Annotated in this window: 12 protein-coding genes and 1 pseudogene; 4 read left to right on the top strand and 9 right to left on the bottom strand. The window is 31.4% G+C overall.

Translation table 11 applies throughout. The features are described 5' to 3' along the window. Positions 1-165: 165 nt before the first annotated feature. The 4 genes from GSH73_RS00295 to GSH73_RS00285 form a co-directional block, all read right to left on the bottom strand. On the bottom strand, positions 166-1,446 hold the full coding sequence (locus tag GSH73_RS00295; protein ID WP_014757442.1) for an ABC transporter substrate-binding protein: 1,281 nt from the start codon (positions 1,444-1,446) through the stop codon (positions 166-168). A 123-nt stretch (positions 1,447-1,569) separates the two neighbouring features. Continuing rightward, complete coding sequence (locus GSH73_RS13620) at positions 1,570-1,692, bottom strand: hypothetical protein (protein WP_267889029.1); 123 nt, start codon at positions 1,690-1,692, stop codon at positions 1,570-1,572. Positions 1,693-1,816: 124 nt separating this feature from the next. Beyond that, positions 1,817-2,845, bottom strand: coding sequence for a Gfo/Idh/MocA family protein (locus GSH73_RS00290; RefSeq protein WP_014757443.1), 1,029 nt, complete (start codon positions 2,843-2,845; stop codon positions 1,817-1,819). Between the two features lie 2 nt (positions 2,846-2,847). Beyond that, on the bottom strand, positions 2,848-3,666 hold the full coding sequence (locus GSH73_RS00285; protein WP_014757444.1) for a sugar phosphate isomerase/epimerase family protein: 819 nt from the start codon (positions 3,664-3,666) through the stop codon (positions 2,848-2,850). 472 nt (positions 3,667-4,138) lie between these two features. Here GSH73_RS00285 and GSH73_RS00280 point away from each other — a divergent pair, with 472 nt between their 5' ends. The 4 genes from GSH73_RS00280 to GSH73_RS00265 all read left to right on the top strand — a co-directional run bounded on the left by GSH73_RS00280 (position 4,139) and on the right by GSH73_RS00265 (position 9,435). Beyond that, positions 4,139-5,431, top strand: a complete 1,293-nt coding sequence (locus tag GSH73_RS00280) for an IS110 family RNA-guided transposase (RefSeq protein ID WP_014757434.1) — start codon at positions 4,139-4,141, stop codon at positions 5,429-5,431. A gap of 422 nt (positions 5,432-5,853) precedes the next feature. Further along, the gene (locus GSH73_RS00275) at positions 5,854-6,675 is read left to right on the top strand and encodes an AraC family transcriptional regulator (protein ID WP_014757447.1); all 822 of its coding nucleotides are present in this window, start codon (positions 5,854-5,856) and stop codon (positions 6,673-6,675) included. Positions 6,676-7,306: 631 nt separating this feature from the next. Further along, the gene (locus tag GSH73_RS00270; RefSeq protein WP_014757448.1) at positions 7,307-8,662 is read left to right on the top strand and encodes a S1C family serine protease; all 1,356 of its coding nucleotides are present in this window, start codon (positions 7,307-7,309) and stop codon (positions 8,660-8,662) included. A gap of 98 nt (positions 8,663-8,760) precedes the next feature. Further along, positions 8,761-9,435: a response regulator transcription factor gene (locus GSH73_RS00265; RefSeq protein ID WP_014757449.1), complete on the top strand. Its 675-nt coding sequence runs from the start codon at positions 8,761-8,763 to the stop codon at positions 9,433-9,435. A 56-nt stretch (positions 9,436-9,491) separates the two neighbouring features. On the opposite strand, the gene GSH73_RS00260 is transcribed toward GSH73_RS00265, so the two are convergent. From GSH73_RS00260 to GSH73_RS00240, 5 genes and pseudogenes are all read right to left on the bottom strand, one after another. After that, on the bottom strand, positions 9,492-9,767 hold the full coding sequence (locus tag GSH73_RS00260) for a transposase (protein ID WP_014757450.1): 276 nt from the start codon (positions 9,765-9,767) through the stop codon (positions 9,492-9,494). 162 nt (positions 9,768-9,929) lie between these two features. Further along, the gene (locus GSH73_RS13805; protein ID WP_160175232.1) at positions 9,930-10,184 is read right to left on the bottom strand and encodes an integrase core domain-containing protein; all 255 of its coding nucleotides are present in this window, start codon (positions 10,182-10,184) and stop codon (positions 9,930-9,932) included. Further along, a pseudogene (locus GSH73_RS13800) lies at positions 10,138-10,374 on the bottom strand (IS3 family transposase); the annotation flags it as partial. The pseudogene GSH73_RS13800 and the gene GSH73_RS13805, both read right to left, overlap by 47 nt. A gap of 417 nt (positions 10,375-10,791) precedes the next feature. Next, positions 10,792-11,355, bottom strand: a complete 564-nt coding sequence (locus GSH73_RS00245; protein ID WP_014757451.1) for a hypothetical protein — start codon at positions 11,353-11,355, stop codon at positions 10,792-10,794. A gap of 162 nt (positions 11,356-11,517) precedes the next feature. Continuing rightward, positions 11,518-11,757: a 2-phosphosulfolactate phosphatase gene (locus GSH73_RS00240; RefSeq protein WP_014757452.1), complete on the bottom strand. Its 240-nt coding sequence runs from the start codon at positions 11,755-11,757 to the stop codon at positions 11,518-11,520. Positions 11,758-11,770: the final 13 nt, after the last annotated feature.

Genomic DNA, 11,770 nt, shown 5'->3' with positions numbered 1-11,770 from the left:
TATGACACTCAAATCATATTTTAATAAAAAAGTTAATTATAAAATTTCCTCATATATTTATACATAACAATATACTATTAGTCTAATAAAGCTTTTTCGAACCAGATTTATAAATTAAATTTTAAATCTGGTTCGAATTTTAAATAACAACTTTGATATTTCCTTTTATTTTTTTTGTTCTTCGATTATTTTATTTGTTATATTAGCTACCTTATCTAATGCTTGTTTAGCAGTTGAATTGCCTTGTAATGTATCCGTGATTGCTTTTTTTAAGTCCAATTGCATTTTCGATGTAATATTTGTTCTTGCCCAATCATTTGAAGCTTTAACTGAAGAATTTTTTAGTTCGTCTTCAAAAATTTTAAAAAATTCATTTCCGTATGAATAATTTAAATTTTGGCTATCTACCCTTGGGCTCATAAACAAATTTTTTTCACAATACTTCGAGTTAACTTCTTTAGACGATAAATACTTAATAAAATCGGCTGCCTCTTTTTCAACGCCTGAACCCTTGAATGCCATCAAAAATTTACCACCTGGCACAGATGATCTAATTATCTCTTTAGGTAAATATGTTACACCCCATTCAAAATCTTTTATATCCTTGTAACTTGTAAGTACCCAATTGCCTGCTAAATCTGCAGCCGCTTGTCCTGATCTAAAAAGATCATTAGGATTATCACCACCTAGCCAGACAGATTTTGGCATTACACCGTCTTGGTGAAGCTTAATAAAATAATTAAGTGCAGCAACACCATTGCTATTATTAATTATGCATTTTGTCCCATCGCTATTGAAAATGCTTCCACCAAATTCATAAAGAATAGTCGACCACCTAAACGGTGTAACATCCCAAACTAATCCTATTTTTGCTCCACCATACGTTAAAACTTTCTTTATAGATTGTTCAAATTGATCCCAAGTCCATATACTATCTGGCGATGTTGGAACACTCACTTTTGCTTTATCAAACAATGTCTTATTATATATTAGGGCATTGACTGTAACATCACTTGGAGCAGCAATAATTTTATTTCCCTCTATATAATAGGGCTTTATAGAATCTACAAATTGTGAAGAAAAGTTATTTATTCCACCCACATAAGGTGATAAATCTACTGCATAAGTTGAAACATCACCAATATTAGCACTGGCAATTCTAGCGAGTGCTGGCGGATCACCACCTGATATCATTGTCTTTATCTTTGATATCTCATCATTAAATGGAACTTCTATCATATTTATTTTTATGTTTTTATGGCTTGCTTCATATTCCTTTGCTATTTCACTCATTACTTTACCTTCATTACCGTCAGAAAACCATACAAAGTTTAATGTTTTAACACCATTACTTGATTTACTTGTCCCACAACCCGTAAGTCCACTAATAATTAGTAAGAAAGTCAAAACTATAGAGAGAACTAAATAAATCTTTTTTGTATGCATTTTTCTCACTCCTATTAAATTATTTTAGACAATTCAGAATTCGTTCCGATTCCTTTTATTTTAAATTTATTATAATAACGATTTCACCTCCTTGAACCCAATCAACATTATCTATTGAATTTCTTATATAATCTTCATATCAATATTAATTTCTATATTGACGCATTTATATCTATTCTTAAAAATAACAACTTTAGGCTTGCCTTTTTCTTGATTATTTATAGCTAATCTGCAAAATCGAAGCAATTATAAAGCTCCTAATCCCTCTCTCATCTAACTTGCAATCTAAATATAACATTGCACTCTAATATCAACTTCAAATAACAACTCATTACTCTATGCTAATTATTAAATTTTAGGATTATGAATCTTAAAGCTTCACTGGATTTCTTTCCCTATTGGATTTGTATATTGCAAGTATTATTTTCAGAGGTTTTAAACCTTCATATCCATCTACTTTTGGTTTCCTATTTTCCTCTATAGCCTCAATAACATCCTTAAACTGAAGTATGTGAGAATAATTACTTATATCTTTTGCTGATGAGCCCGCTATTATGTTTCTGTCCTTATCTACTACCTCTTTCTCTGTACCATTCTTATATTTCCACAATACTACTTTATCATTCTCAATGACCACTGAAGCTTTCTCACCGTATATATCAAGTCTTGTAAAAAGTCCTGGATATGCATTTGTAGTGCCTTCAATAACACCTATAGCACCATTTTTGAACCTAACTGTTGCAATAGCCTCGTCTTCAACTTCTATCCTCTCATGCCCTATAGAAGCGCATGATGCATATATTTCCTCAATAGGTCCCATTATATATTGTAAAAGATCCACATAATGGATGGACTGGTTCATTAATGCACCACCACCGTCTAACGCCCAGGTGCCTCTCCACTCTCCGCTATCATAATATTCTTGACTTCTGTACCACTTTGTGTAGCTACCTCCAAAATAAAGCTTCCCTATTTCTCCTCTCTCCACAGCCTTTTTGAGTTCTACAACACCCTTATCAAATCTGTGCTGAGATATTACTGACAGCTTAACACCTGCATCTTCACAAACTTTTATTAGTTTTGCTGCATTTTCCTCATTTACATCAATAGGTTTTTCACAAATTATATGCTTTCCGGCTTTTGCACAAATAACTCCGCATTCTGCATGAAGACCAGTTGGTGTACAAATATTCACAATTTCAATATCATCTTGTTCCCTAAGCATTTTTTCAATATCCGTATAATAACTGCAATTGAATTTTTCTCCTAAAGCTCTAGCTCTTTCCTCTACTACATCACATACTGCAACAAGTTCCGCATTTTCAATATATGTTAAACATTCAGCATGTACTTTTCCAATTACACCACATCCAATTATAGCAAACTTATGTTTTATCAATTTTATCTCTCCCTTTCGACTGCAGTTAATATGTCTTTAAGTGCTTTATATGCTATTTCAAAGTTTTTTTCTCCCCCACCTGGTAAACTATGATTTAAATGTGGTTCGATAGATAAAAATCCGTCAAAATTACTCTTGTAAGCATCCTCTACTATAGGTAGAATTTCTCCGTCTCCTTGACCTGCAGGAACTACCTTACCTTCGAAAAGCAAAGCATCCTTTATATGAAAGTATTCAATATGTGGCTTTAACTTGCTGTATACTTTATAAAGTTCTTTTTCATTACACTGTATAAAATTTGCAGGATCAAATACCGCTTTCAATTTGTTTGATTTTATATTTGCAAAAATATATAAACATCTTTCAGCTGTATCTCCAAAAATATGTTTTTCATTTTCATGAAGAAGCACAACATCACAGTTCTTTATATACTCTACATATTTATTTAACTCGTCTATTACCTTATTCTTAAAATCTCCAGGTACAAAATCCTTATCAATAAAAAACGAAAAAATTCTTATATAAGGTGCGCTTAAAATTTCTGCAATTTCAACCGTTCTTTTAAATTTTTCGTAATGAGTCTTTAAATCCCCATTTATAGATATCTTGCCTATTGGAGAAGCCAGTGATGATAATTTTATTCCGTTATAATCTAATTTTTTCTTAAATTCTTTAATGCTTTCCGTACTATACTCAATCAATGGTACATTCTCAATACATCTTGCCTCTATATAGTCTATATTAAACCTTTTCAATGTATTTAATTGAACATCCAAGTCTTGTGATATTTCATCAGCAAAAGCACTTAACTTAAATTTCATTATTTATCCCTCCTAGTATAATATATTTGTAACAAAATTACATGTTTTATATCAAATCGGGAGTTAATACACCGAACAATAATTTAATATGACCTTTCTATGTTCGGGTTTATTCTAATGCCCAACTCCCATATTATGCATATCTTGTCTTAAATGACTTTATATGTCACATCTTAAAAGTCATTTAAGACGCTTTTAAATAAATAATTTGGGATATCCTTTAAGCCGGTATAGACTTAAGCTTTAACTTTGTGTACAATCTTCTCTGAATAGAGGATAAATGTATCACCTCCTGGGAGATCGTCCTTACGGTCTATACCCGTGAAATAGCTAATTATTCCATTTAGTGAGGATTTATGTTTTGGCTGGTTGGGACCGGCTTTTCGGGATACCCGCGTCACATGCTAGGTTGTTTACTCACTAAATAGAATGGATATTCTTATTCACTTTTACTTAAAGGAGTTGTTATTTTATGAGTTTTTTGCCTAATTATATTAGTGTCGGTATTGATGTCGCTGCTGATTTTAGCTGGTTTTGCATCTTGACACCTGATGGAAGGGAGTTTAAAAAGCCATTTAAGGTTGATCACGATAATGCTGATTCCCTTAAAAATGCTGCTCTGTCAATTAAAAAGGCAGAAGAGCAATTCTCCATGAAATCTAAGATATTTCTGGAGTCTACGGGAATCTACCATTTCCCACTCTTCTGCCACCTAAAAGAATTAGGATTTGAGGTTTTTGTTATTAATCCTCTCATTACTAATTCTAACAAAAATATTGGTATAAGAAAAGTGAAAAATGATAGACTTGATGCAAAACGTATTGCTGTTACTGGTTATTCGCCTGATACTAAGGTTTCTGTTATGCCCGCTGAGTTAATTTTAAATCTTAGATGTTTATGCAGAGAGTACTATAGCCTTGTCGATAATCATACTTCTTATGTGAATAAGCTTAAAGCTCAATTGCATATTGTTTTCCCTGGTTTTTGCAATGTTTTCTCTGATGTTACTGGAATTGCAGCTATCTCTCTGTTAAAAAGATTTCCAACACCAGAAGATGTCATTAATGCTCAAACTGATGAAATAGTTAAGCTTATTTCAACGTCATCCAGAAAAGGCTTGAATTATGCTAAAGCTAAGTATGATAAGTTGTTTAAAGCTGCTAAAAATGCTTTGAATTTCAGGTATAATTTACCTTCTGTCTATGACGTACTAAAAGTGTATATTTATTTCATAGAAGAATTTGATAAAAAGATTAATCTAATATTATCTAAAATCAAGGCTTTTGTGGATGAAAATAAGTCTGAGAAATTTGTACAGCAAATTTATTACCTCGATTCTATACCTGGTGTTGGTTTTCTATCAGCGGTTACTCTTATGTGTGAAATAGGCGATTTTTCAGCATTTAGAAAGCCTAAGCAGCTTTTTGCATATTTTGGTGTGGATCCTTCTGTTAATGAATCTGGCCATTTTAAAGGTACTGACAATAAAATGTCCAAAAGAGGTTCTAAAATTGCCAGGCGTGTTCTCTATGTCATTGCTTTAGCTTCTGTAAGGGTTAAAAGAAATGGCACAGCAATAAATCCTGTACTTTATGATTATTACCAGAAAAAGAAGGAATCGAAACCTAAAAAAGTAGCTCTTGGAGCAATTATGCACAAGATTTCAGATATTGTATTTGCTGTTCTAAGAGATAATAAGCCTTTTGTATTAAAGACACCTGATGAACACAAACTACAATATCAAAACATTCATAAAGCTGCTTAAAGTCTTGCACTATACTTGGAAATAGCTATTAACCATATTAAATTTTCAAAGTTTGGCTCTTAATTGGGTTTGTTTGCTATACCCTTTTTTACAACATAAAAAATTTTAAATTTCTTTCTAAAACCTATTGACTTTTACTAGCTGGTCTTCTATTATTTTTTAAATAAAATTTCTAATTGATTACGTTCTTATACTAAATTGTTAATTAATTTAACTTGTCTCTCTAGTGCGTAATACCTTTTAGAACTATCATACAACGTTTTAAACTCTTAGAAAATTTTGTTTTTTATCTTTTGATGTTTTTATTATATATCAATTTTTATATTATTTCATTACTTCTATTGTTATTTCCTAAAAAATTTTTACTAAAATTGCTTTACATCTGTAACAAAATATATAAAATATAGTTAGGAGGTAATTTTATGAGTACAGTTTTTGCTAAAATCAATGATCCCATATACATTTTACATTCAAAAGATCAGTCACCATATAAAATGGATGAAATACATTATCACGACTGTTTTGAATTGATATTTTTCCTATCAAATAATGTTACTTATTTCATAAAAGATAAACTCTATAATATAAAAAAATATGATCTATTATTTATTTCTCCTTTTGAACTTCACAGGGTTACAGATACAGGTGAAAAATATTATGAGAGGATTGTTATAAATCTCAGCAAAGAATATTTTGACTCATCCATTTCTGGCACAAAGGCAGTTAATTTTTTTACTACTGTCTCAAGCAAAATATCCTTGAACAACGCTGAAATAAATAATATTTTTCTCTCGCTATTACATGAAAAACAACTTAATGACGAGTTTTCAAAAGAGAGAGTAAAATTACTTGTAAAAGAACTTTTCATCCTCTTAAATAGAGAAGTCGAAAATTATAATATGCAAACAGATAGTAATGTAAGCAATGAAAGAATTTTGTCTATTATATCTTATATTAACGATAACTATATGGATAATATAACACTCTCTTCTCTTGCTGAAAAGTTTTATATAAGTCCATATTATCTTGGGCATCTTTTCAAAAAAGTTACTGGTTTTACCATAATCAAATATTTAAATAAGAAAAGAATTTCTGTAGCTCAGCAACTACTTGCGACAGGTAAATATAAGATAAGTACCGTATGCGAGATGGTTGGATATAATAACTTAACCAGTTTCAGCAGAACATTTAAGGCTGTATCAGGAGTATCTCCTATGCAATATAAAAAACAATATAAATTATAGAAATCGAGTAGGAGGCAGTGACTAACCGCCGTCCTCTCACACCGCCGTACGTGCCGTTCGGTATACGGCGGTTCGATAAATAAATAAGTGAGATTACCTCCATATATTAGGCGTAGATTTCACTAAGTACTCCTAACCTTTATCTTCGAGTTCCACTATATTTTCTGTTAGGCAGTCCCTATCAGGATTGACAGCTTTCAAACATGAACAGTCTATCCTAATATCTACTTAATTACTACCGTCAAGTCGTTCCCTTACCTATCCTTTCGGTAGGTTCAAACAGTACTATGACTTGAAATGACTTCTGAACGCTCAACTATACCTCACGATATAGTTTACTCATGGAGAAAATTTATTCTTACCTTGAGCATATCATTCAGACCTCCCCGGGTAAGAACGATAACCTTAACATTTATGTCGGTAAATTTTCTCATATATAGTTAGATAGTATTTTGTAATGCTATCTAATATTTTTTATTTTCACACAAGTTTCACAAAATTTTCACATTGTATTTATAAAATCCTATATAATAATTTTAATTGCGGAAGCAAACTTTTTAAATTAATTTTTATTAGTCAATTATGGATGCGCTAAAAAAGAGTATACAAATGTGAAGGAGGCGATAAGTATATGGATATTGAAAATGAGCAAACAAAAAGATTAAATGAGAATGACATGGAAAATTTAAACGAAAATGCAGATGATGTTGTTACAGAAAACTTTACAAATAATGATTTAAATAAAATACACAAAGTTTCTATGACAAATGATTACCAGGACAAAAATGATGAAGAAAATGCAAAAAATGATTTGGAAAATAGCAAAAAAAGTGTAGGCAAGATAATAAAAAGATTTAGAAGAAGAATGTTAGCATCATTTATAGTTGTTGCTCTTATTGCAGCACTTATCGGTGGTGGTATTGTTGGAGGAATCATGGTATACACCAATTCAGGTCAAAAAACGCAAGTTATAAACAGATATTTGCCACTATCGTCTAATAATAGCAACTCTAACTTGATTGTGAATATAGCTAAGATTGTGAGTCCTTCTGTTGTTGGAATTGATACTAGTGCAACATACTCTAATGGCTTTAGAAGTGCTTTTGTGTCTGAAGGGAGTGGCTCGGGTATTATAATTGATTCACAGGGTTATATAGTTACAAATTATCATGTTATCGAAGGAGCTTCAACTATAACGGTTAGCTTATCTGATGGTAGGAAATTTTCCGCACAATTGATAGGGAAAGACTCTAATACTGATTTGGCAGTATTAAAAATTAACGCTACAAATTTAACTGCTGCAAAATTAGGTGATTCGTCAAAACTGGAAGTAGGAGATCTGGCAGTTGCCATAGGAAATCCTCTCGGTGAAAGCTTTGCAGGTACAGTTACAGCAGGCATAATAAGCGGTCTTAACAGAAATCTTCAAAGCGATTACGGACCAGTTAACCTCATTCAGACAGATGCAGCTATAAATCCTGGTAACAGCGGTGGACCTTTAGTCAACAGCAATGGTGAAGTTGTTGGAATAACAAGTGTGAAGTTGACATCTACAGATGATAATAGTACGCAAAGTTCATTTGGAATGTTCCAGAGTCAAAGTACACCTGTCGAGGGAATGGGATTTGCGATCCCGATAAATGAAGCGAAACCTATAATAAATGAGCTTATAAAACATGGATATGTAGAAAGACCAATGATGGGTGTAAGCGTACAGGAAGTAACCCAACAAGATGCAGCGCAGTACAACATACCGGTTGGACTTTATATAGCGCAAGTACAGCAAGGAAGTGGTGCTGATGAAGCTGGACTTCAAGCAGGAGATGTAATAACGGCAGTAGATGGAACAAAAGTACAGACTTTTGACGCACTGCAAAGCATAATATCTAAGCATAAAGTTGGCGACACGATAACTGTTACATTCTGGAGAAATGGCAGGACCATGAGTACAAAAGTAAAACTTATGAGCAGTTCAAATGCACAATAAAATGTAAATAAAGTTAAATAGTTCTTTACCAGTCTCCTCCCGCTGGTAAGGAACTTTTTTAAAAACATTCTATATTAACTTTTGGAGGAGGTGTAAACATGTCAAAGCTTATATATGTTGTTGATGACGATAAAAATATTAGAGAATTGGTAAGTATGTATATTAGAAAAGAAGGATACAGCGTAAAAACATTTGATAATGCGGAAGGTGTTCTTGCCTATTTTGATAAAGACAAACCTGATATGTTAGTCATAGACATAATGTTACCCGGAATAGATGGGTATGAGCTTTGCAAAAAAATAAGAATGACCAGCGATGTGCCGATAATAATCATTTCAGCGAAAGGAGATGATATAGACAAAATAGTGGGTTTTGAAATTGGAGCAGATGATTATATTTCAAAACCATTTTCACCAAGAGAACTTATAGCGAGAATAAAATCTATTTTTAAAAGAACAAATGCACCTCAAAACACTAACAAAATAAAGATTAAGGATATATTAATTGTGCTTGATGAGAGAAGAATACTACATAAAGGGAAAGAAATAGAATTTACATCAAAAGAATTTGATCTTATATTGTACCTTTCAAAAAATGCAAATAAAGCATATACACGAGAACAACTTCTAAAAGAAGTATGGAAATGTGATTTAGATATAAAAACTAGAGCAGTAGATGATATGATAAAACGAATAAGAAAGAAACTACAAAATAGCAGATGTGAGTTTGACATTACTACAATATGGGGCTATGGATACAAGGTAGAGTCATAGAAATAATTTCTATAATACAATGGATGTATTGATTCAAGTGTCATAAGAAGCATTTTTTAAGCTGCTAATAATAACCTTGCTTGGTTTTTACCTGATTCTGTAAGAATAAATCTGACTTTGATTTTATTACATAAAGTCGCAGCCATTTCCGCTATCATTTTTAGTACTTTTTTTGCGTTTATAGCTCCTATTTTGAATGAAAACCAGATTTTTGAGCACACTAATCCCCTCACAGATATCACATCTACATGATATTTGCGTCTTAGTATTGATGGAATACCATCCACTCCATTTCTTATCCTTTGAAGTACACTGTATTTTTCTGTTGACATCTTTTTTAAATAGCTTGCTCTTTGTATTGTTTTCGCTGTTATTAATACTGGTACTATGTCAAGAAAAAGTACAAATTAAAATGAGCAAGTTATTCCCTAGTATTTCCGTACATATTAAATTATGAATTTCAAGCAGAGAATGTCTTTATGCATATTTATTGCTTACCCAATAAATTTTGTTGCCTTCTTCAAGTATTGTGCTTCATACTGATCTGGCGATTTATAGTCGCAGTGGCTATGAGTTCGTACAGTGTTATAAAAGGTCTCAATATATTCAAACACTAACTTTCTAGCATGATCATAATCTCTGATTTTATATTGATTTAGCCATTCACGTTTAATTAGTGAATGAAAGGACTCTATGCAGGCATTATCCCAAGAACACCCTTTCTTTGAGTAACTGTAAGATGTTCTCAAGAGAACTACTGAAGTTTGAGTTACGTGTTGTAACTGTATAAAGCTTGATATACCTTGCTTTTAAGCCTATTTCCTTCATATATTTACCTACAGTTCTTTCTGAGATGATCTCTCCAGTTTTATGTAGTTCCTTTGTAATTTTAAGAGCTCCGTAAATATCATGAGACTTTGCATGGATTTCACGAATTTTGTCCTGGACAGACTCTTTCCTTAGCTGCTAAAAGAAATAAAGGTGGTTGGTCACGCCACCTTTATCTCTTTAGTGGAAATACATCCACCTTTTTTTATTTGTTACTGACATTCCCCTTTTTGCAATTTAAAACTAATCCACCTTTAAAAAACTTTTTATTTCCACCTTCAATTATATTATGGCATATAAAAAGTAAAATGTCAATAGAATTTTAAAAATTTTTTGACTATTTTTCGAATATATTCCCCTTTGCTTCAAGCTTCTAAAAAATAGCACGTCTGCGAAGAATAAGCAGAGGTGCATTATAAATTCGGATTTTTGATTTGAGTCCAAAGCGAAAATGAAAAATCCATGCCATATTTTAAATCTATTTACAAATAGTTATGTACATAATATTTCAAATCAAATATTTATCTCTTATTCAGAAACTTTATTAAAAAACTCTTCTATTGCATCACATATTAAGCCCACAGTTTTCACGAGTTTGTTAGATAAGTCATTAAATTCGTCTACAATATTAGGTAATTTATTAAGTTCATCAAGATGGTTTATAAGTTTATTTTCATCTATGTTCATTAAATTTCCTTTATTATCTGGTAAAAAATTTACATACAGATTGTATTTATTCATTTTCTCATGTTTTGAATTGTTATCTACATTGGTAATATTGTCATGAATGTAAGAAAAATTTGTATCAAAAAAACAAAATATTTTTTGCTCTATCTCGTTTTTGTCCTTTTTATTTTTTAATTCATAAAACATTCTGTTAAATGTGCATTCACTTTTTCTATTTTTTAGATGATATTTATTACATAAAGCTTTAGCTAAAATATCATATGAGTCATGTAATGAACTTAAAATAGCATCTGTATAAGCATCTAAAGCTCTTATCTTGTACACATCACTATAGTCATTATTACAACTTTGCTCATTGACACAGACATTCGTTGCCTGTTCCATTAAGAAAATCGCATTTTGCAATTTTCTCCATATGTTTCCTATATAGTTTTTTATTTGATCCCGATCTTTATTAGTATCTTTTATGTCTAAATCAGACTATAACCATTTTTCAAATACATCCATTTTCTCTTGGAGTGTTTTTATAATTTCATCATCCATGATAATTTCAAACTCCCTTCTATATTATTTTAAAGTGGTAAATTTTTGCATTTCTTTCCATAGTTTTTTTACAACGTCCACCTTATATTCAAAATGAGAATTTGATAAATCAAAACCTTCAATTTTAGCACCATTTCTTTCTCCACATAGCAAAATGTTATTACGTCCCAAATATTTTGCCAATCTAACTGCATCTTCTATTTCTGCAACTGGAATTACTTCTTTTGCTCTATTAGTAAATGCAGTAGTAATAACCCTGCTCATTTTTATAATGCCT

Origin of the sequence: Thermoanaerobacterium aotearoense (assembly GCF_009905255.1) — a bacterium.
Lineage (GTDB): Bacteria > Bacillota > Thermoanaerobacteria > Thermoanaerobacterales > Thermoanaerobacteraceae > Thermoanaerobacterium > Thermoanaerobacterium aotearoense.
The sequence above is the reverse complement of the archived record's forward strand: the minus strand, read 5'-3'. Positions and strand labels throughout refer to the sequence as shown.